General features: G+C 65.6%; 17 protein-coding genes and 1 pseudogene. 12 read left to right on the forward strand and 6 right to left on the reverse strand.

Features of this window, described 5'->3' with window-relative positions; translation table 11 throughout:
• The 7 genes from AC1DSZ_RS13800 to AC1DSZ_RS13830 are packed head-to-tail and all read left to right on the forward strand — an operon-like array spanning position 1 to position 7,874.
• The gene (locus AC1DSZ_RS13800; protein ID WP_476838930.1) at positions 1 to 924 is read left to right on the forward strand and encodes an ABC transporter permease; all 924 of its coding nucleotides are present in this window, start codon (positions 1 to 3) and stop codon (positions 922 to 924) included.
• Between the two features lie 5 nt (positions 925 to 929).
• Entirely contained in the window at positions 930 to 1,850 is a 921-nt protein-coding gene (locus AC1DSZ_RS13805) for an ABC transporter permease (RefSeq protein ID WP_476838931.1), read from the forward strand.
• A gap of 50 nt (positions 1,851 to 1,900) precedes the next feature.
• On the forward strand, positions 1,901 to 3,502 hold the full coding sequence (locus AC1DSZ_RS13810) for an ABC transporter substrate-binding protein (protein ID WP_476838932.1): 1,602 nt from the start codon (positions 1,901 to 1,903) through the stop codon (positions 3,500 to 3,502).
• Positions 3,503 to 3,526: 24 nt separating this feature from the next.
• Positions 3,527 to 4,780 (forward strand): amidohydrolase family protein, encoded by a 1,254-nt coding sequence (locus tag AC1DSZ_RS13815; RefSeq protein WP_476838933.1) that lies wholly within the window; start codon positions 3,527 to 3,529, stop codon positions 4,778 to 4,780.
• Entirely contained in the window at positions 4,777 to 5,796 is a 1,020-nt protein-coding gene (locus AC1DSZ_RS13820; RefSeq protein WP_476838934.1) for an ABC transporter ATP-binding protein, read from the forward strand. Before AC1DSZ_RS13815 ends, AC1DSZ_RS13820 begins: the two co-directional genes overlap by 4 nt.
• Complete coding sequence (locus tag AC1DSZ_RS13825) at positions 5,793 to 6,830, forward strand: ABC transporter ATP-binding protein (RefSeq protein WP_476838935.1); 1,038 nt, start codon at positions 5,793 to 5,795, stop codon at positions 6,828 to 6,830. Before AC1DSZ_RS13820 ends, AC1DSZ_RS13825 begins: the two co-directional genes overlap by 4 nt.
• Before the next feature lie 21 nt (positions 6,831 to 6,851).
• Positions 6,852 to 7,874: a histone deacetylase family protein gene (locus AC1DSZ_RS13830; protein WP_476838936.1), complete on the forward strand. Its 1,023-nt coding sequence runs from the start codon at positions 6,852 to 6,854 to the stop codon at positions 7,872 to 7,874.
• Between the two features lie 149 nt (positions 7,875 to 8,023).
• On the opposite strand, the gene AC1DSZ_RS13835 is transcribed toward AC1DSZ_RS13830, so the two are convergent.
• Complete coding sequence (locus AC1DSZ_RS13835) at positions 8,024 to 10,447, reverse strand: tetratricopeptide repeat protein (protein ID WP_476838937.1); 2,424 nt, start codon at positions 10,445 to 10,447, stop codon at positions 8,024 to 8,026.
• A gap of 291 nt (positions 10,448 to 10,738) precedes the next feature.
• On the reverse strand, positions 10,739 to 12,295 hold the full coding sequence (locus AC1DSZ_RS13840; RefSeq protein WP_476838938.1) for an arylsulfatase: 1,557 nt from the start codon (positions 12,293 to 12,295) through the stop codon (positions 10,739 to 10,741).
• A 293-nt stretch (positions 12,296 to 12,588) separates the two neighbouring features.
• Between AC1DSZ_RS13840 and AC1DSZ_RS13845 the strand changes: the two genes are divergently transcribed.
• The 4 genes from AC1DSZ_RS13845 (at position 12,589) to AC1DSZ_RS13860 (ending at position 16,556) form a co-directional block, all read left to right on the forward strand.
• Positions 12,589 to 13,512, forward strand: a complete 924-nt coding sequence (locus AC1DSZ_RS13845) for a LysR family transcriptional regulator (protein WP_476839163.1) — start codon at positions 12,589 to 12,591, stop codon at positions 13,510 to 13,512.
• Positions 13,513 to 13,726: 214 nt separating this feature from the next.
• The gene (locus AC1DSZ_RS13850) at positions 13,727 to 15,028 is read left to right on the forward strand and encodes a tyrosine-type recombinase/integrase (RefSeq protein WP_476838939.1); all 1,302 of its coding nucleotides are present in this window, start codon (positions 13,727 to 13,729) and stop codon (positions 15,026 to 15,028) included.
• Positions 15,029 to 15,592: 564 nt separating this feature from the next.
• Positions 15,593 to 15,754, forward strand: coding sequence for a hypothetical protein (locus AC1DSZ_RS13855; RefSeq protein WP_476838940.1), 162 nt, complete (start codon positions 15,593 to 15,595; stop codon positions 15,752 to 15,754).
• A gap of 112 nt (positions 15,755 to 15,866) precedes the next feature.
• A complete protein-coding gene (locus AC1DSZ_RS13860) occupies positions 15,867 to 16,556 on the forward strand; it encodes an acid phosphatase (protein ID WP_476838941.1) in 690 nt (229 codons plus the stop codon).
• Positions 16,557 to 16,661: 105 nt separating this feature from the next.
• Here AC1DSZ_RS13860 and AC1DSZ_RS13865 read toward each other — a convergent pair whose 3' ends face one another.
• The 3 genes from AC1DSZ_RS13865 to AC1DSZ_RS13875 form a co-directional block, all read right to left on the reverse strand.
• Positions 16,662 to 16,988 carry a YnfA family protein gene (locus AC1DSZ_RS13865; RefSeq protein ID WP_476838942.1) on the reverse strand — a complete coding sequence of 109 codons (327 nt, stop codon included), beginning with the start codon at positions 16,986 to 16,988 and terminating at the stop codon, positions 16,662 to 16,664.
• The gene (locus AC1DSZ_RS13870; RefSeq protein ID WP_476838943.1) at positions 16,985 to 17,347 is read right to left on the reverse strand and encodes a hypothetical protein; all 363 of its coding nucleotides are present in this window, start codon (positions 17,345 to 17,347) and stop codon (positions 16,985 to 16,987) included. The genes AC1DSZ_RS13865 and AC1DSZ_RS13870 overlap by 4 nt, the downstream gene beginning before the upstream one ends.
• Before the next feature lie 280 nt (positions 17,348 to 17,627).
• Entirely contained in the window at positions 17,628 to 17,861 is a 234-nt protein-coding gene (locus AC1DSZ_RS13875; RefSeq protein ID WP_476838944.1) for a DUF6894 family protein, read from the reverse strand.
• A 716-nt stretch (positions 17,862 to 18,577) separates the two neighbouring features.
• Between AC1DSZ_RS13875 and AC1DSZ_RS13880 the strand changes: the two genes are divergently transcribed.
• On the forward strand, positions 18,578 to 18,964 hold the full coding sequence (locus tag AC1DSZ_RS13880) for a response regulator (RefSeq protein WP_476838945.1): 387 nt from the start codon (positions 18,578 to 18,580) through the stop codon (positions 18,962 to 18,964).
• Positions 18,965 to 19,057: 93 nt separating this feature from the next.
• Here the strand turns inward: AC1DSZ_RS13880 and AC1DSZ_RS13885 are convergent.
• Positions 19,058 to 19,234 (reverse strand): annotated as a pseudogene (locus AC1DSZ_RS13885) (hypothetical protein); the annotation flags it as partial.
• Positions 19,235 to 19,592 lie beyond the last annotated feature (358 nt).

Raw genomic sequence — 19,592 nt, forward strand, 5'->3', positions numbered from 1 at the left:
ATGAGCAGCTACGTCCTGCGACGCCTGCTCGCCATCGTGGCGCTCGCCTTCGGCATCAGCGTTATCGTGTTTCTGATCATCCGGCTGATCCCGGGCGATCCCGTTGCGGCGCTGCTGGGCACCAGCGCGGGCGACAAGGAGGTCGCCGACCGGCTGCGCGCCCAGCTCGGGCTCGATCTGCCGATGCACGTGCAATATTGGCAGTGGCTCACGGCGCTGCTGCGGGGCGATTTCGGTTACTCCTACGGCAACCAGCAATCCGTCACATCGCTGCTCGCCGCCAATTTCCCGGCCACCATCCAGCTCACCATCGCGGCGCTGATCGTGTCGCTCACCCTTGGCATGGCGCTCGGCGTGCTGGCGGCCGTGAAGCGCAACAAGGCGACCGACACGGTCGCGATGACGGTGGCGCTCACCTTCATGTCGATCCCGAGCTTCTGGCTGGGGCTGCTGCTGATCCTTCTGTTCGCCGTGACGCTGCCGTGGTTCGACGTCGTGGGCGGCACGACGCTGAAAGGGCTCGTTCTACCGGCCGCCACGCTGGCGCTGGGCTCCATGGGCTTCAACGCGCGCTTCGTGCGCTCCAGCATCATCGCCGCGCAGACGCAGCGGCACGTGATCACGGCGCGCGCGAAAGGAATAAGCCGCGTGCGCGTGTTCCTGAAACACGTGCTGCGCAACGCGCTGCTGCCGATCCTCACCATCGTGGGCCTGCAGGTGGGGCAGCTGCTCTCCGGCACCGTGATCGTCGAGACGGTGTTCTCCCGGCCGGGCATCGGGCGGCTGCTCGTGCAGGCCATCCTGGCCAAGGACTACCTCACCGTGCAGGCGGTGGTGTTCATCATCGCGGGCATCTACGCGCTGACCAACTTCATCGTCGATCTCCTTTACCCGGTGTTCGACCCGCGCGTGGCGAGCCGGTGACGAACATGAGCATGCAAGGCCAGGCCGCCTCCGCCGATCGCGTCCCCGCCGCATTGGACGAGCTGCAGGACGCAGTCGCGCCCCGCGTCTCGCGCGGCCGGCTTGTGTTGCGGGCCCTGCGGCATCGCAGCCTGCTGGCCGGGGTGATCATCTGCGTCGCGCTGGCCGCGCTGGTCGCGGCCGCGCCGCTGTTGACGGCCATCGACCCCAATCTGCAGGACCCGCTCGCGACCTTCAGCCCGCCCTCCTGGGAGCACCCGATGGGGGCCGACGCTTTCGGGCGCGACCTCTTTGCCCGCGTGCTTTATGGCGGCCGCACCACCATGCTGGCGAGCCTGCTGGTGGTGGTGCTCGGCTGCGTGTTCGGCACGTCGATCGGGTTGATCGCCGGCTATTTCGGCGGCGCGGTCGGCTTCACGATCATGCGGCTGGTGGATCTGCTCCTGGCGTTCCCCGGCATCCTGCTCGCCCTGACGGTCACGGCGATCCTGGGCCCGGGCCTCATCAACGGCGTGATCGCCATCGCGGTGATCCTCGTCCCCGTCTACGCGCGCCTTGTCGAGGGCGCGACCGCCGAGGTGCGCAACCTCCCCTATGTGGACGCCGCCGTGACGCTGGGCGCCGGCCCGTGGCGCATCATCGCGCGCCACATCCTGCCCAACGTGCTGTCGGGCGTCATCGTGCTCACCACCACGTGGCTCGGCATCGCAGCGCTGTGGATCACGGCGCTCGGCTTCATCGGGCTCGGCGTGCAGCCGCCCACGCCCGAATGGGGCAGCATCCTCAACGACGGCCAGAACTACATCACGCTCGCGTGGTGGATCACCGTGTTTCCCGGCGCCTTCCTGTCGCTGTTCGTGATCGGCGTGAACCTCGTCGGCGACGGCCTGCGGGACGAGCTCGATCCCACGCTGGCGCGACGCTAGCAGCCACTCAAAACCACCGCGCCCAGCCGGCGCTACGACGGAGACGGATCATGCAGTCGAGAACCAGCACCGCCGCGTTCAAGCAATCCCTCGCCGCCGCCGTGGCGCTCGGCGCCCTGTCGCTCGGCCTGCATGGCGCGGCCGCGCAGGCCCCCAACAAGAACGCCAAGCTGACGGTCGGCTGGGCCGAGCCCATCGACTCGCTGAATCCCGCGACCACGGGCGCCCGCAATGTCGGCCCGCTGGCGATGAACATCTTCGACACGCTGGTCTGGCTGACGCCCGAATTCGAGGTGACGCCACACCTCGCCACCAAATGGACCGTGTCGGACGACGGCAAGACCTATACGTTCAGCTTGCGCGAGGGCGTGACCTTCCACGACGGCACGCCCTTCGACGCCGAGGCGGTGGTCGCCAACATCAAGTACATCACCGACAAAACCACGCAGTCCAAGATCTCGCTCGGCCTGCTTGGCCCCTGCGGGACGGCGGAAGCGGTCGACAAGATGACCGTGAAGTTCACCTGCGCGACGCCATACGCGCCCTTCTTGGCGCAACTCGGCGAGCCCTATCTGGGCATCCAGTCGCCCAAGGCCATCACGGAGTTCGGCAAGGACCTTGCGCTGCATCCCACCGGCACAGGGCCGTTCTCGTTCGTGAGCTACGAGCCGAACCAGAGCCTCGTGCTGAAGCGTAACGAGGCTTACAACTGGGGCCCGGCGGCCGTGAAGCATTCGGGCCCGGCCAACATCGCCGAGATCAAGTTCCAGATCGTCCCGAACTCCCAGGCCCGCGTCAGCCAGTTCCAGAGCGGCCAATCGCAGATGATGCAGCAGACGCCGGGCGTCTACTGGAACGCCTTCCAGAAGGCAGGGACCTACACGGCCATCCCGGTGCCAATCAGCGGGCTCGGCATCTTCGCGCCCATCAACGCGTCCAAATGGCCGACCGACGACATCAACGTTCGCAAGGCCATCCAGTACGCCATCGACAAGAAGGGCGTGATCCAGCTCGCCGAAGCCGGCGTCTTTCCGCCCAGCAACACGCCCCTGCTAAAGGGCATGACCGGCTACGACGCCTCGCTGGAGAACTCCTACCCGTATGATCCCGCCAAGGCGGAGGAGTCGCTGAAGAAGGGCGGCTGGACCAAGACCGGCGAGTTCTGGGAGAAGGACGGCAAGCGCCTCGCCTTCACGATCAACGCAATCGCGACGGTGCCGTCCTACCCGCTGCTCGCCCAGGCGATGCAGGGCTACCTGCGCAAGATCGGCATGGACGTGCAGGTGCAACAGCTCGCCACGCCGGCCTGGCTGGCCGCCAACACGAGCGGCGAGATGTCGATGACGCCGCTGCAATATATCGGCGTCGACCCCGACGCGCTCCACTTCTGGTTCCTGCCCAACGAGTACTTCAACTGGAGCAAGTTCTCGGACCCGCAGCTCACCAAGCTGATCACCGAGGGCCAGCAGGAGCGTGACCCGGCCAAGCGCACCAAGATCTACCACGAGGTGCAGAAGATCATCATGGACCAGGCCGTGATGATGCCGATCCGCGAGAACATCGACCTCGTGATGACGTCCAAGAAGCTCACCGGCGTCACCTATGCGGGCGGCGGCTTCGAATATCTCTGGGCCGCCTCGCTGGCCGACTGACCCGCAACGATAAGGATGATGTCAGTGACAACGCTGATCAAAGCCGACCGGCTGATCGACGGCACGGGAGCGGCGCCGGTGCGCGACGCCGTTCTCGTGGTCGAGGCGGGCAAGATCGTGAGCGTCCACCAGGGACGGGCGCCCGAGGGGCTCGCGCCCGCCGACGCGCAGGTGCTCGACTTCCCCGGCTGCACCGTGATGCCGGGGTTGATCGACACCCACGTCCACCTCAACCTGCCCGGCGACGGCACGTCGCTGGAGGACGCCGTGCGCGAGCCGGAAGGCGTGCTCGTCGCGACCTCGGTGATGACCGCCCAGCGCGCGCTGGCGGCGGGCATCACCACAGTGCGCGACGTCGGCGCGGTGGGCAGCACCGCGATCCATGTGCGCCGGGCGCTCCAGCTCGGCTACGGGCACGGTCCGCGCGTGCTGGCCTGCGGCCAGCCGATCACGATCACGGGCGGCCACACCTGGTACATGGGCGGCGAGGCCGACGGCGAGGACGGCCTGCGACGCAAGGTGCGCCACATGGTCAAGCTCGGCGCCGACTTCATCAAGGTGATGGGCAGCGGCGGCGGCACCCTCAACACCATCTCGTACAAGCCCTCCTACCGGCGCGAGGAGATGATCGCGCTGGCCGACGAAGCCCATCGGCTCGATCGCAAGATCACGGTGCACTGCCTGTGCGCCGAGTCGACCGACTACGCCGTGGAGGCCGGCGTCGACCAGATCGAGCACGCAGGCTTCATCGCGGATGCGCAGGGCAACCAGCGCTACGACGCCGCCGTGGTGGACAGGCTGGCCAAATCCGGCATCCCGGTCACCAGCACGCTGGCGGTGGGCGGCGCGGTGCTGCGCACCATGCGGGCGATCGCCCGGCGCACGCCCGCCGAGGAGGCCCTGCTGACGCGCTGGATCAAGATGTGCGACGAGAACCTGCTCCACTTCCGCAAGATGCGCGAAGCGGGCGTGCGCTTCGTCGCCGGCACGGACGCGGGGTGGCGCTTCACGCCGTTTGACGGCCTGCCGTTCGAGATGCAGCTCATGCATGACGGCGGGATGCCGAACGACGAGGCGATCACGGCCGGCACCGGCTTCGCGGCGCAAGTGATCGGCATCGACGACAAGGTGGGCACGCTGAAGCCGGGCCTCGCCGCCGACGTGATCGTGGTCGGCGGCGATCCCACGGCCGACCTCAAGGCCCTGGAGGATCTGCGCCTCGTGATGCAGGACGGCGTCGTGCGCAGCCGGGCCGCCGCGACCCAGGCGGGCCGATGAGCGCTGCGCCGCCCTCCGCAGCGGCCGGGACCGGCGGGGCGTCCGACGCCCCGGCCCTCCTGTCCGTGCGGGATTTGCAGACCCACTTCCGCACCGCAGCCGGAACCGTGAAGGCCGTCGACGGCGTGAGCTTCGACATCCAGGCCGGCTCCAGCCTCGGCATCGTGGGCGAGTCCGGCTCGGGCAAGAGCGTGACCTCGCTGTCGATCATGCGCCTCGTCGAGCCGCCCGGCTTCGTGGCCGGCGGACACATCCTGTTCAAGGGCCGGGACCTCGTGAGCTTCTCGGAGCGCGAGATCCGGGACCTGCGCGGTCGCGACATCTGCCTCGTGTTCCAGGACCCGATGGCGGCCCTGAACCCGGTCTACAGGGTTGGCGACCAGGTGATCGAAGCCTTGCAGGCGCACCAGAACATCGGCGGACGCGCAGCCCGCGAGCGGGCGATCGAGCTCTTCCGCATGGTCGGCATCCCGGCCCCCGAGCGGCGCGTCGACGACTACCCGCACAAGCTCAGCGGCGGCATGCGCCAGCGCGTCACCATCGCGATCGCGCTCGCCAACGAGCCGGACCTCCTGATTCTTGACGAACCCACCACGGCGCTCGACGTCACCATCCAGGCGCAGATCCTCGACCTCGTGCGCGACCTGCGCCGGCGCATCAACACGGCCGTGCTGCTGATCACGCACGACATCGGCGTCGTGAAGGAGACGTGCGACGAGGTGGTGGTGATGTATGGCGGCCGCGTGATGGAGCGCGGCGCCACCGCGCAGGTCACCGGCGCGCCGCGCCACCCCTACACGGTGGGGCTGCTCGCCTCGATTCCGAGCCCCGGCATGAAGGGCCAGAGGCTGAACGCCATCGGGGGCTCCGTGCCGAGCCCGCTGCGCATGCCGCCCGGCTGCCCCTTCCAGCCCCGTTGCCCGCACGCCATGCCGGTCTGCGCCACCATGCCGAGCCTGCGCCGCACCGACAGCGGCAGCCTCGCGGCTTGCTGGCTCTACGAGGAGCGCGCATGAGCACGCAACCCGGCTCCCCAAGCCCCGAGAACGTTCGCCGCGAGGGCGAGACCACGCAGGCCGCCGCCGGCGAGCCGCTGCTCGAGATCCGCAACCTGCGCACCTGGTATCCGGTCCGCAGCGGCGTTTTCAGCCAAACGACCGAATGGCTGAAGGCCGTTGACGACGTGTCCTTCGCGATCCGCAAGGGCGAGACCTTCGGGCTGGTGGGCGAGTCCGGCTGCGGCAAGTCCACGCTCGGCCGCTCCATCGTGCGGCTTGAGCAGCCCCGCTCCGGGCAGGTGCTGTTCGAGGGCGAGGACGTGCTGGCAGCCTCCCCGGCCAGGCTGAAGGCGCTGCGGCCCAACATGCAGGTCATCTTCCAGGACCCGCATGGCAGCCTCGACCCGCGCATGAGCATCCGCCAGATCATCGCCGAAGGGCTGGTGATCCAGGGCGAGGCCGGCCGCGACGAGCGCGACGAACGGGTCGAGCATCTCGTCCGGGTTGTGGGGCTGCGCAAGGAGCATCTCGATCGCTACCCGCACGAGTTCTCGGGCGGCCAGCGCCAGCGCATCGGCATCGCGCGCGCGCTGGCGCTGCGGCCCAAATTCGTGCTCGCCGACGAGGCCGTGTCGGCGCTCGACGTCTCAGTACAGTCGCAGGTGCTGAACCTCCTCTCCGACCTGCAGGAGGAGTTCGGCCTCACCTACCTGTTCATCGCGCATGATCTCGCGGTGGTGGAGTATTTCTCCGACCGCGTCGGCGTCATGTATCTCGGCAAGCTCGTCGAGATCGCCAGCGCCGAGGATCTCTACGCCGATCCGCGCATGCCCTACACGCAGGCGCTGCTGTCCGCGATCCCGGGCGGCGCCGGCGAAGGCCGCCAGGAGCGCATCATCCTCAAGGGCGACGTGCCGAGCCCACTCAACCCGCCCTCCGGCTGCCCCTTCCGGACGCGCTGCTGGATGGCGCAGGACATCTGCGCCCAGGTCGCGCCGCCGCTTCGCGAGGTGCGCCCGTCCCATTGGGCCGCCTGCCACTTCGCCGACTGAGATCAAGCCCGGAGCCGCGCAATGCTGGCCATTCACCACCCCGACCAGGCGCTGCACGACCCCGAGCTGGTGTTCCGCACCGGCCGCTTCATCGCCCAGCCCGACCGCGCCGAGCGCTACCGCGTCTTCACCGATGTGCTGCGCGAGGGCGGCCACCGGATTGAGCAGGCGCCGCTGGGCGGGCTGGAGCCGATCCTCGCCGTGCACGACGCTGGCTATGTGGCGTTTCTGCAGACCGTGCATGAGCGCTGGTCGCAGCATCCGGACTACGGTCCCGTCGCGATCCCCAACGTGCACCCGACCCATCGCATGCACAGAAAGCCGACCGAACTGCTCGGCGAGTTCGGCTGGTACTCCAATTCGACGTCTTGCCCCATCACGGCCGACACCTGGCGATCGGTGAACGCCAGCGCGCAAGTCGCCATCCATGCGGCCGACCGGCTCGCGGGTGGAACGGGGCCGGTCTATGCGCTATGCCGCCCGCCCGGCCACCACGCCTATCCGGACCTGATGACGGGCGCGTGCTTTCTCAACAACGCGTCCATTGCGGCGCATCGGCTCACGACCACGCACGGCAAGGTCGCCCTGGTCGACGTTGACGTCCATCACGGCAACGGCACGCAGTTCATCTTCTGGGAGCGCGGCGACGTGCTGGTCTGCTCCATCCATGTCGACCCGACGCTCACGGCGCCCTACTACGCCGGCCACGCCGACGAGTGCGGCGAGGGCGCCGGCGCTGGGCTGAACCACAACCAGCCGCTGCCTTGGGGCACGCAGGACCCCGCCTGGCTGGACGCGCTGGACGGCGCGCTGGCCCGCGTCCACGCCTTCGCGCCGGGCGCGCTGGTCGTTTCGCTCGGCTTCGACGCCGCCGAGCACGACCCGGTCGCGGCGTTCCGCATCACCAATGGCGGCTTCGCCAAAGCCGCGCGTCGCTTCGCCGGCCTGCGCCTGCCCACGCTGCTGGTGCAGGAGGGCGGCTATCTCAGTCCGCATCTCGGCGGCTACCTGCGCGCTTTCCTGGGCGCCTTGACGCCGCGATGAGCACGCGCTCATCCGCCCCATTTCCCTGAGGTTAGAGCCCGCCTGCCGTCTATGGGCAGAGTCTTGGGCAGGCGTCCCGCGTCCGATCGTGCGGCGTCGCGCCCCGGCCATAGGCTTCAGCCGCAAAGCTGCCGGCGCTTCGCCGCGCGTCAGGGAGAGGATCGGAACCTCGCCGCCAGCCGGGCGAACTCCGGATCATCGGGGCGCAACTTCGCGAGAGTTTCGGCGAAGGATCGCGCCGCTTGGGCGTCTTGCGACTGGATCGCCTGCTGCAACAGCGCAGACAGGATTTCCACGCTCGCGGGGTTGCGCTGCAGGGCGGCCCGCCAAACGGCCGAGGCCTCCGCCTGCCGACCGGTGGAATTCAGGGCGACGCCGTACACATAGGCGAAACGGTCGTTGCCGGGATCGAGCCGCGTGGCCGCGGCCAGATTGTCGATCGCTTCCGGGATGCGACGGGCCCGCACCAACGCGAGCCCGAGCACATGGCGGGGCGCCGCGGCGTCCGGTGTCAGCATGATCGCGGCCCGCAGCGTCTGCTCCGCGGCGGCTTCCCGTCCCGTTTGGCGGTAGAGGTCGGCGAGGTTCACCGAGACGGCGACGGCGGTCGGCTCCAGCCGCAGCGCCGCGAGATACTCCGCCTCAGCCTCCGCCACCCGGCCTTGGTGAAGGCGGAACCTGGCCATGGCGGCCCGTCCCTCCGGCCGGTCGGCGTCGAGGCGCAGCGCCGCCTCGTACTCGGCGAAGCCCGCCAGCAGCGCAGCCCGGTCCTGCGCGGGCAGGCTCTCCGGCGATTGATCAGCCAGAGCCGCCGTGGCGGCGAGCCTCACCGTGCGGACCGGGTCCGCAAGCAAAGGAATGAGCCGCCGGCGCCGGACATCGGGGATGCCGCCCTCAAAGCTCCCCACGGCCGCCATGCGAACGAGCGGGTCTGGATCGGACAGCGCGGTTCCTCTGGCGTCGTCGGCCGCGATCGAGGGCCAGCCCGCCAGGGCTCCGATGGCGGTGGCGCGCGCCACCGCGGGCGTGGCGGAATCGCGGGCCACGGCCAGCAGCTTCTCACCGGCGTCCACCTCCTGACGGCGCGCCGCCGAGAAGGCCGCCGCGTAGGTTTGATGCCCCTTGCGGACGGGGCCGTGCCAGCGCTCGACGGCCTCGGCCGCCCAGGACGCCGGCCGGTCGGAATGGCAGAAACTGCAGGTGTTGGGCGTCCCAAGGCTCGCGGTGAGATCCGGGCGCGGGATGCGGAAAGAATGATCATGCCGGCGGTCCACGACCATGTAGGTGCGCGCCGGCATGTGGCAGTCGATGCAAGTGGGACTTGTCGGCCCGGCGGCATGCCCCGTGTGGGCGGCCTGCCCGAAGCGCGACGGCGCGTGGCACTGGCCGCACACGGCGGCGCCGTTGGCCTTGAGGCTCCCGGAATGAACGTCGTGGCAGTCGCCGCAGGTGACGCCCTTCTCGAACATCAGGCTCTGGCGGAAGGAGTGGTCGTTGAAGACCTCGTCCTTCATCTGGCCATCGTCCTCGAAGAGTTCTGGCGTGAGCAGCGCGGGTCGATGCGTGTCGGCCAGCGGCCGCCCCGGCGCCCAGACGGGCCAGACCTGCCCGCGCCGGGAATGGCAGCGCCCGCAGGTCTCCAGCTCGCCGTTCGCCTGGCGCGCGACGCCGGCCTTCGGACTGCCCGTGGCGGGATCCTGCGCCCAGTCGCCCGGGCCGCGGACGGCAGCGGCGGCCGCGAAGCCCTTCAGCGATACGCCCGGCTTCGCTCCTTCGCGGGCCCACGCGACATGCGCCCGTCCACCACCGTGGCACGCCTCGCAGCCCACGCTGATCTCCGACCAGGTGGTCCGGTAGGTGTTGTTGGCCGCGTCATAGCCCTTGTCCAGCGCGGTCGAGTGGCACTCGGCGCACATGTGGTTCCAGGTCTGCAGGTAACGCGTCCAGTGCCGGCTGTCGGAAGGCGGGACGGGATCGTCGCCATAGACGTGGAACCAGCGCTGCCCGCCCGCTTCGCGCGGACGTGTATCCCACGCCCATGGAAGCGCCTGCAGGCGGCCGTCCGGGAAGGTGACGAGATATTGCTGGAGCGGCTCCAGGCCGAAGCTGTGGCTCACCGCGAAAACGGCCGGCTTGCCGTCACGGCCTTCCGTTTCCACCAGGAAGCGGTCGCCGTCCCGAAAGAATCGCGCGGTCGCGCCACCGGCCGCAGCGTTGAGGCCCGAGAAGTCGCCCCGGATGGTCTCGGGCGTCGCCTGCGCCATTGCGCGCGCGTGATGCGACGATCGCCAAGCCGCGTGCTCGCGGGGGTGACATTCGGCGCAGGCCGTTGATCCGGCGTGGTCGGCCGGGGCCGCCGCCGACAGCTCCCCTATGCCGCCTGCGGCAGACGGCCCGTTGTTTATCTGTCCACGGCCGGGATCGGCCAAGGTGAGCGCCAGCGCCGTGACGATGGTTGCGAGGATGCCGCCGAAGATCGGCAGCGCGACTCTTTCGCCAATTTGACGCTCGGACCCAAAGCTAAGGAGCCCGGTCCTGCCTTCTCGCCGCGACCACTTGGAAAAGAAGAACATGCGAGAGCGCACCCATTCGGTAGGCCAGTCCGATTCCGGGTCCCTCGCTCGCCAAGTCAAGTGGCGGGTGAATAGGAAGCGATCCAGCTAAGCCTGATCTTCTTTGAGGCGCCATAGATCGAACGTCAGTGATGGCGTCATCGCTCGAACTCGGGAGAGGCGTGCAGCGGCCGGTGTGAGGGCTTGCGTGTGGAAGGCCCCAGCGCCAGTCGTACGAGAAAGAGGCGCAAGCAGACGTTCCCGCCGCTTGCGCCCCGGAGGCTATCCGGCCTTGTGAGGCCGGATCCGTCGCTAGCGGTCGCTGCGTGCAGTCACGGCTTCCATGACGCGCTCGAGATTAAAGCTGCCGGGCTTCTGGCGGGGCGGGAACTCGCGGAAGCTTTGCAACCAGGCGCCCACGAAGGCGCCTGCAGGCGCGATGGCGAACATGTGCTCCATGTAGAAGCGCTGGTAGCCCATCGCATGTTCGGCTTCGGCCCGCTCGAACGGGTCCATGCGAAGGTTGGTGATGAGCGGCGCGCGCAGCTGCGTGAACGGCTCCTGCCAGACTTTCAGCCCCTCGGCCTTCTGCGCCAGGAACGTGATCTTCCAGTTGTCGTACCGCAGGGCCGCGACGCTGCCGTCATCCGTCCAATAGATGAAGTCGTGCCTCGGCCAGGGAGCTTGGCCTTTCAAGGCGGGCGCGAGGTCGTAGCCGTCGAGGTGGACCTTGTAGTTGCGATTTCCGATCTTCCGGCCTGTCAGCAGATCCTGCTTGGCGGTCGTGTCGCCGGCCGCGGCCAGCAATGTCGAGAGCATGTCCTCGTGGGCCGCGATGTCGTTCACGACCGTGCCGGGCTTGATGACGCCGGGCCAGCGGATCACCGTGGGGACGCGGTAGCCGCCCTCCCAATTGGTGTTCTTCTCTCCACGGAACATCGTGGTGCCGCCGTCCGGCCAGGTGAAGGTCTCGGCGCCGTTGTCGGTGGAGTACATCACGATCGTGTCGTTCTCGATGCCGAGCTCCTTCAGCTTGGCGAGAAGCTGGCCGACCATGGCGTCGTGCTCGGCCATGCCGTCGGCATAGATCCCAAGCCCCGTCTTGCCCTCCGAACTCGGCTTCAGGTGGGTAAAGATGTGCATGCGGGTGGAATTCCACCAAAGGAAGAACGGCTTGTCGTCCTTCTTGGCCTTATCCATGAACTCCAGCGCGCCCTTGGTGACCTCTTCGTCGACCGTCTCCATGCGCTTGCGGGTCAGCGGGCCGGTATCCACGATCCTCTGCGAACCATCCGGATTGGCCCATGAGTGGATCACGCCGCGTGGGCCGAACCTCGCCTTGAATTCGGGGTTCTTTGGATAGTCGGCGTTCTCGGGCTCCTCCTCGGCGTTGAGGTGATAGAGATTGCCGTAGAACTCGTCGAAACCGTTGGCGGTCGGCAGCATCTCGTCACGATCGCCGAGATGGTTCTTGCCGAACTGACCCGTCACATAGCCGAGCGGCTTGAGCAAGGTCGCGATGGTGGGATCGTCGTTCTTCATTCCTTCGGGCGCGCCGGGAAGCCCGACCTTGGTCAGCCCGCTGCGGATTGGCGACTGGCCGGTGATGAAGGCGGCTCGCCCGGCCGTGCAACTCTGCTGCCCATACCAGTCCGTGAACAGAGCACCCTCGTTGGCGATGCTATCGATGCTGGGCGTGCGGTAGCCCATCATCCCCCGATTGTAGGCGCTGATGTTGAACTGCCCGATATCGTCGCCCCAGATCACGAGGATGTTGGGCTTTTTGGGCTGCTGCGCCTGAGATGGCGGAGCTGCCGCCAGGCTGAAGAGAAGGCCGAGTGCTACGCTGCATATCACGGGCTTTTTCATGTACAATACCTCCCTCGCAACTTTTAGCTGCGTTGACTTAGAAAGAATCCGGCTACCGATCCTCAGCAGGACCAATCAGCTGTTATGCTTATCTAGCGGGGGAAGCGCGCGGCGCTCGTGTCTACAAACGCTTTACTCGCAGATCAGTCATTTGATTGTTACTGCACATTCCATATGTACTTCTAGTTGATCTGCACAGCTATAGGTTGCATACTTACCCGGAGGCGTCCAATACCATTTGCGACATCGACCGATAATGGGAGTGCATCATCCATTCCGTCAGGCAGTTCGAGCTGATCCGGGCGCTCGCGCGGCACCGTCATTTCGGTCGCGCCGCTGCGGAGCTCGGCGTGTCCCAACCGGCCCTGACGCGGGCGCTCCAGCACATCGAGGACCACCTCGGCGTGCGCCTCTTCGACCGCGACGGGCAGGTCACGCCGACGGCGTTCGGCGAGATCCTGGTCGCCCGCGGCGAGCAGGTCCTTGGCGTCGTCGTCGAGACCATGCGTGAGATCGCGTTGCTGAAAGGCGTGGAGCAGGGTGAGCTCAACGTGTCGTCCGGCATCTATCCCGCCGACATCTCGGTGGCGGGAGCGATCGGCGAACTCGTGACGATGCATCCGCGATTGCTCGTGCGGCTCGACGTCAAGCGATGGCCGGATGTCTACGCCGATGTGGCGGAAGGGCGCGCGGAGGTCGGGATCGCGGACGCCGCCGAGGCGTCCTGCCGTCCCGAATTCACGGTCGACCCCATACGGGACTCCCAACTCCACTTCTTCTGCCGGTCCGGGCACCCTTTGGTGGGCCGGACGCCGCTGACGATGGAAGACTTGATGGCGTTTCCCTGGGCGGGTCCCCAGCTTCCGGAGCCACTGCGCGCCCGGTTGCCTAATCTCGAAGGGCCTTTCGGCGCCGTCGATCCTGCCACGGATCTCTTGCGCCCCCGCGTCCTGACCCACACCTTCACGGCCGCCAAGGACGTCGTCATCGCCGGCGACGCCCTGTCCGCCGCACATCCTTCGCAGATCGGACGAGAGCTCGCGGATGGAGCTTGTGCAATCCTTCCGCTCGAACTCCCTTGGCTCAAGGTGAGCTACGGCTTCATCACGAAGCGTGGCCGGACTTTGTCTCCGGCCGGTGAGGCGTTCAAGAAGATCCTGCAATCCGTCGAGCGCCGCGCTGATCAGTTCGGGGATACGGCGGACATTTCGCGTTGAGAACCGATTACCGGTTTGCAGGCGCTCAGGCCAAAATTGGCGCTCCCATGGGGAATCGAACCCCAGTTTTCGCCGTGAGAGGGCGAATTATTTGAAACGCGAGGCAACACTGGAACCCAGTGGATGCGTTGATTAATCTGATTTTTGTATGCCTCTGTCTATTGCTGCGCATCAGTGTATATTAGACGCATTCTCGACGAGCTGGACATCGCGAATGGCACGCACACTCAATGAGGCACCCATTACGACCCGTAGCGCGCGGTCCAAGCTTCCCCTCGGCATGCACTGGCGTGGCATCGATCCGGACGTACACCTGGGCTACCGGCGCGGGCTCAGGGGCGGGCGGTGGGTCGTGCGTTGGTACATGCCGAACCGAGCCTACAAGCAGGTGACGCTCGGCACCGCGGACGACGCACTTGAACCCGACGGCCAGCATGCTTTTTCCTTTCAACAAGCGGTGACAAAGGCGCGGGTCACTGTCGAGCGCGAACGCTCTGACCAGAAAGCGGCAGGGGCCGGGCCAATCCTCGCGGTGGCTGACGCTGTGAACGCCTACATCGGCGTGCGCGAGGCCCGAGAAGCTGCCATCAAAGGCAAATTTACCGGCCTGAAACGGGACGCTCGCTCGCGCCTTACTAAGCATGTTCTCAGAGACGTCGAGTTATCCTCCACTCCGCTGCATCGATTAACAGAGGATGACCTCCGCAGTTGGCTCGGGCGCTTACCACAGTTGGCCCCGGCGTCAGTCCGACGTTTGGTGAACGACTTAAAAGCGGCGCTCAATGCGAGCGGTCGCGCCCATCGTGCCCGCATGCCGATCGAGTTGGCCGGAACGATCAAGGAGGGTCTTGCTTCGGAGGAGGCGCATGTTGCCGCCGCGAGAAAGCAGGTCCTGACGGACGAGGAGATTCGCAGGCTGATTGCTGGTGCTTGGCAGATTGATGCGGAAACCGAATGGGGGGGCGATCTTGCCCGCCTCGTCGTCACGCTCGCAGCAACAGGTGCACGCTTTTCTCAGGTCATCCGGATGACCGTTGCCGACGTCCAGATTGATAGCCAGCGACTTTTGATTCCAACCAGCCGCAAGGGTCGGGGGACGAAGCGTGTTGATCGTACACCTTTCAGGGTGGGACCGGATGTAATCGCAGCGCTCCGGCCGGCGGTCGAACAGCGAGCTGCGAACGAATGCCTCCTTGAGCGCTGGCGGTGGCGGCAGGTTCAGCTCGTGAAATGGGTGCGTGACCGCCGCGCACCATGGAGCTCGGCAGCCGAGTTCACCCGCCCCTGGGCAAAAATCATCGCCCGAGCGGGGCTTTCGTCTGACACGGTCCCCTATGCGCTAAGACATAGCTCGATAGTACGAGGGCTTCGGGCGGGCTTGCCGACGCGGTTGGTGGCAGCTCTCCACGACACCAGTTCAACGATGATTGAAAGGCACTACTCAAGGTACATAGTGGACGCACTTGATGAGCTTTCGGCTCGCGCAATCATCCCACTTACCGCTGACCAATCTTGAATGCGACGTATTCACGAATCAACGATCCGAAGCCGCACCCTGAGCGCTGCCATATAAGCGTTGGCTTTGCCTCACGAGCACGCGTTGCGTCTTATTGCGGCGTCGTGGCCCGTCTTCTCGTCACGTCGGCACCTGTCCAGGACCTCGGCCTTGGTCCCACCCTCGACTTCGTCAAGGCGTTGACGCCCAGATAAGTCCGAGCATGATCATAGCACGCTTACAGAAAACAGGCCGTGAAACAGGTAAACGGGCCAGCCAGGCCGCTGATCGCCACTCCTTCAGCAAGCCGTGTGCAGCAAGTCACAGCCTTGTCGCTCGCCATATGCAATAAAAAGCGACCTCACCGACAGCACCCTTCCTGAGGCAACTCTAACGCCCCGCCAGCCGCGGGGCTTTTTCCTGTCGAGGCTCCGGCAGCCGTGCAACAAGCCGAACCCGTGGACCTGCCACTTAGGCAGGCTTGCTCCTGGCGCTCTAAGACTTCCCCGCGTGTCATTTCGCACCACGGCGCATGCTGCTTAGGCGCACTCTAGCTTTGGCGCAGTTCCCACTGGGAGAAATGAAATGGCTATTGCCAGCGTGTTCTCACCATCCACTCATACCGTCGTTGCCCAGCCAACCAGTTCCGGGTTCTTTCCCGTGCTGCTGTTCGTCACCTTGGGGCTGATGGCAGGTGTCGTCTTGCTGCTCAGCGGATGGCTCACCATTCCACTCGAGAGCTGGTGAACGTAAGCGTTGTCCAGCTTAGCCAATGGCTTCGTGCCGCTCGACAAGTCTCGCAGCGCTGCCTCTAGAGGCAGCGCTGATCGTTTTGGTCATGCATCAGGAGACCGCATCCATGCTTGTGCGCACCGCTCTCGCTCTCATGCTTCTGGCCTCACCCGTGATTGCCGGCGAGGCACCGTACGTGACGGCCAAGGACATCGATCTGCGGGTTTTCTTGCCGCGGCCGGTCGCCAACGATAGCGATGCCGCAAAAGAGCAATCGGCCGAGGTTTTGGCTGTTCAGAAAGCAGCGCCTCCCGAGCGCGCTGCGTTAGCGGCCGCCGACGACGAAGAGAGCGTCTTCGACATGTACGCCCGCACCTTTGGCCCGGCGTTCAAGGCCGAAGCGCTCCCCAAGGCTTCCCACCTCTTTGCGCGAGTTGGTGAAAGCGAGGATGCATCGGTTGATCCGGCCAAGCCCTTTTTTGGGCGAATCCGGCCCTATCTGGCCAATCCCGAGATCAAGTCACTCGGAAGGCCAAGCAAGAGCGGCTCTTACCCGTCCGGCCATACGACGCGGGTGACCGCCGTAGCGGCAGTTCTCACGATGATGCTCCCGGAAAAGCACGACGAGATCTGGAGACGCGCTGGAGAATACGCCGAGAGCCGGGTTGTTGCGGGTCTCCATTATCGTTCGGACCTTGAAGCAGGCTTCCGGGCCGGTTCGGCCCTGGGTGCAGCAATCATGTCGAATGCCGAGTTCAAGGCCGACTATGCCGGAGCGCGCGACGAGATCAGAAGGGCGCTTGGACTGCCTAACTGAGCGGCATCAAGCGACGTGTCGGCTGGCCACTTGAACAGGTCCACGCATCGATCGTGGCTGTACCTTGCGGGACATTCAGAGGCAGCTGCCCGGGTTCTCTGCAGATCAGGCGCTGCCGCGAGGGCCGAACAGAATGAGCCAGCTCCCCGCGAGGCAGATTGCTCCTCCAGCTAGGTCCCATCGGTCTGGCCGGTGTCCCTCGAAGCCCCATAGCCAGAGGATCGCCGCGACGATGTAGATCCCGCCATAAGCTGCGTAGGCCCGTCCTGCGGCTTCACTCTCCACCAGCGTCAGCAGGTAGGCGAACAAGGCAAGCGACATCATTCCGGGCAGGAGCCACGCGGGCGATCGGTCGAGGCGCAGCCAAGCCCAGAAAGCGAAACAGCCAGCGATCTCGGCGAGCGCCGCTCCGGCGTAAACGACGAAGGTCATGCCCTGGTTTGGCATAGCGTCGGAAGCTTCGCCACATTGGCCGCGATCCGCCTCGCTTCGTCCCAGGTGAGATCCCCTGCCCTGCGATCGGCGTAGTAGACGCAGGCGAGCGCATAGCCCGGCGAGTTCACTCGGAACATGCCGTCGCTGTCCTCCACGCTCCACGGGCCGGCCGGGATCAACGTTACAGATGAGAACTTTGAAACCTCGCCCCCCTCGCCTTTCAGCAGCGCCGGCGGCTGGGCGATGGCTTGGGCAACGCGCTCTGCCGTCGCGGCGTCCATTTGGCCCATCACGGAGCTACGGCCCTCGAAGTCGGCGTAGCAGTAGATCAGCCGGCAGCCTGTCGCGTCGGACACGAGGAAGCCGCCGGGGATGCGGGAGGTCGACCAGGGGGCATGAAAGCGTCGAGTCATGAAGCCAGCTGCGGTGGGCCTTCCTGATGTTAGGCGCGCCTTAACCGTACCGGCGCATATTGGCGGGGCAGGAAAGTCCCCTCCAGTGTACCTGCAGCGTATTGAGCCCGCCGGCGGCGCAACGGCGGGCTCATTTCGTTCCGAGCTTTTGCGTGATGATCATTCCAAAGCCGGAGAAGGCCCCACACTTCGCGCTGCTGCTTTAACCAGCCCTGTCAGGCGCTCACGAGCTTTCCAGCGCTTCACTGAATGGAACAGTGAAAAGCAGGTGGTCTGCGTCATCGTACACCTCGACCCGCCAATGCGAACGATCTTCTCCAAGGCGCTTTCCCTCGGCCCAAATGTCCACTGCAGCCAAATTGGCCTCTGACAGGGCTTCAGTCTCGTTTTCAAGGATGAGGGGGTCTGCTTCGATTATAGGTACTCCGTTCGCATAGCGAAAAAAGTAAGAGGGCATGGCCGCATCCCGGAGCAACGGGACATGGCGGATTGCCGCCCTCGTGGCCTAAAGGACGCTGCGCCTCAATAGCCCACTCGCCTACCCTTTTTTAGGCGGCGTTATCGGGGCCGCTCGGCGAGGTTGGCACAAACTGCCGCCCCGTTGGCCACCAGCTCTCACAGGCCAGTCACGCGAACGATACGGGCGTCGCTCCGTGTCCAGCATGCGCCCGGGTGCGTTTTGCTGTTGGTATGTTGGATGCTCTGTTCGCAGACGGAACAAACGAAACTGGTCTCGCTCCAGCCCCAGAACCCAGCACCGAATTTCTGGGTGGCCGTCTCGCGGAGATCCTGATGTGGCAGGTCCAACCTGGTGGCCCCTAATTGCCTGTAGCATGCCGTGCAGCAGGTGGTTTTCATCTGGGCTTCCTCTCACGCGAGAGGGGCACACACAGGCTGCTCGTACAAGCTTTCGCCGTAGCCAGCTTCCCCCCTTTCCGGGGCTCGTTAGTTCGGGATTCGACTTGGGCCGAGAATGAGCGCAACCCTGAGGCTCGCTGCTCTTCGCAATGCAGCCACTGAGCCGCTTACATCCGCCATTGCTCCTGACGATGCGCTGTTGGCCGTCCTGGAATGTGCGCCGGAGGTCATGAACACCCGCACGGCCCGGCTCCCTCGATCCGGATCATCCTCAACCACGTACTGTGAGGGCAGATCAAATACAGGCGGCAGTTGATGAATGACGGCACAACGATCCTGCTTCTTCTGGTTGATGACGAACCCCTCATCGCTTTGCAGTTAGAGGACGCGCTTTCAGAGGCAGGATTCACCTGCATCTTGGCTAGAGATGGCACGGCTGCCTTCAAGGAAGTCGAAGCAGATATGGCCCGGTTCAGCGGAGTAATCACGGACGTCCACCTAGGGCCTGGACCTGACGGGTGGCAGGTGGCTCACCGTGCTCGCGAACTCGTCCCCGAAATCCCAATCATCTACATGACGGGCGCGGGTAGTGGCGAATGGTCGGCAAACGGCGTTCCAAACAGCATCTTGGTTCAAAAGCCCTTCGTACCGGCCCAGATCATCACGGCCATCACGGGATTGCTCAACAAGTCGAGCGTGTGACACTCGGAGGCTTTTATCGGCTCTCGGGCATCTGGCCTTCAACCAGGCCGGCGAGATTCCCGAGCGATAGGCGCTGTCCTTCCGCTTACAGACGATGCCCTCAAGCCCCATCGCGCAGGCGTGCCGAAACAGGTCCGGCCCGTGTTCGTCGTGGGCGTCCACGATACGATCTACGGGTTCGGCCAGAAGGCGCTGCAGCTCGGCGCGGCGCTCCACGAGCGGCAGCGGCCGGAGATCTCGGCCATAACGTTCCAGCAGATCGAACGCCATCAACACGGCCCGGCCGGCGCGCCCTGGCGGGATCGCAGGGCGTAGATGTTGGTTGCAGCAGTGGAATATACAAATTCTCAATATTCACGGAGCCAACTATACAAAATCCCAAACAAAACGGCCGCCGGATGCGAAACGGCGGCCGTTTTATCCTCCTCAGGGGCTCAAGCCGGAAGAAGATAATGGATAGTGTCGGGAATTTTTTGCCGGTTGGCAAGCTGTCAGCGCACGCATATTTTTGAGCCGCGCCAGTGTTGCTCTTTTGCCCTAGCCAAATGTCCTAAAAGGGGAGCAGATACTGGCTCCAACCCTAGGAGCCCCTAACATGATGCGATCTTTCACTCTTGCCGCAGCTGGC

The sequence above is a fragment of the Alsobacter sp. P4_H11 genome, assembly GCF_056400925.1.

Excerpts from the sequence above, each read along its gene's own strand:
- AC1DSZ_RS13820 (WP_476838934.1), top strand. The coding sequence starts at position 4,777 with ATGAGCGCTGCGCCGCCCTCCGCAGCGGCCGGGACCGGCGGGGCGTCC.
- AC1DSZ_RS13855 (WP_476838940.1), top strand. The coding sequence starts at position 15,593 with ATGGCTATTGCCAGCGTGTTCTCACCATCCACTCATACCGTCGTTGCC.
- AC1DSZ_RS13850 (WP_476838939.1), top strand. The coding sequence starts at position 13,727 with ATGGCACGCACACTCAATGAGGCACCCATTACGACCCGTAGCGCGCGG.
- AC1DSZ_RS13830 (WP_476838936.1), top strand. The coding sequence starts at position 6,852 with ATGCTGGCCATTCACCACCCCGACCAGGCGCTGCACGACCCCGAGCTG.
- AC1DSZ_RS13810 (WP_476838932.1), top strand. The coding sequence starts at position 1,901 with ATGCAGTCGAGAACCAGCACCGCCGCGTTCAAGCAATCCCTCGCCGCC.
- AC1DSZ_RS13835 (WP_476838937.1), bottom strand. The coding sequence starts at position 10,447 with ATGTTCTTCTTTTCCAAGTGGTCGCGGCGAGAAGGCAGGACCGGGCTC.
- AC1DSZ_RS13800 (WP_476838930.1), top strand. The coding sequence starts at position 1 with ATGAGCAGCTACGTCCTGCGACGCCTGCTCGCCATCGTGGCGCTCGCC.
- AC1DSZ_RS13805 (WP_476838931.1), top strand. The coding sequence starts at position 930 with ATGAGCATGCAAGGCCAGGCCGCCTCCGCCGATCGCGTCCCCGCCGCA.
- AC1DSZ_RS13860 (WP_476838941.1), top strand. The coding sequence starts at position 15,867 with ATGCTTGTGCGCACCGCTCTCGCTCTCATGCTTCTGGCCTCACCCGTG.
- AC1DSZ_RS13840 (WP_476838938.1), bottom strand. The coding sequence starts at position 12,295 with ATGAAAAAGCCCGTGATATGCAGCGTAGCACTCGGCCTTCTCTTCAGC.
- AC1DSZ_RS13825 (WP_476838935.1), top strand. The coding sequence starts at position 5,793 with ATGAGCACGCAACCCGGCTCCCCAAGCCCCGAGAACGTTCGCCGCGAG.
- AC1DSZ_RS13880 (WP_476838945.1), top strand. The coding sequence starts at position 18,578 with ATGAATGACGGCACAACGATCCTGCTTCTTCTGGTTGATGACGAACCC.
- AC1DSZ_RS13875 (WP_476838944.1), bottom strand. The coding sequence starts at position 17,861 with ATGCCCTCTTACTTTTTTCGCTATGCGAACGGAGTACCTATAATCGAA.
- AC1DSZ_RS13865 (WP_476838942.1), bottom strand. The coding sequence starts at position 16,988 with ATGACCTTCGTCGTTTACGCCGGAGCGGCGCTCGCCGAGATCGCTGGC.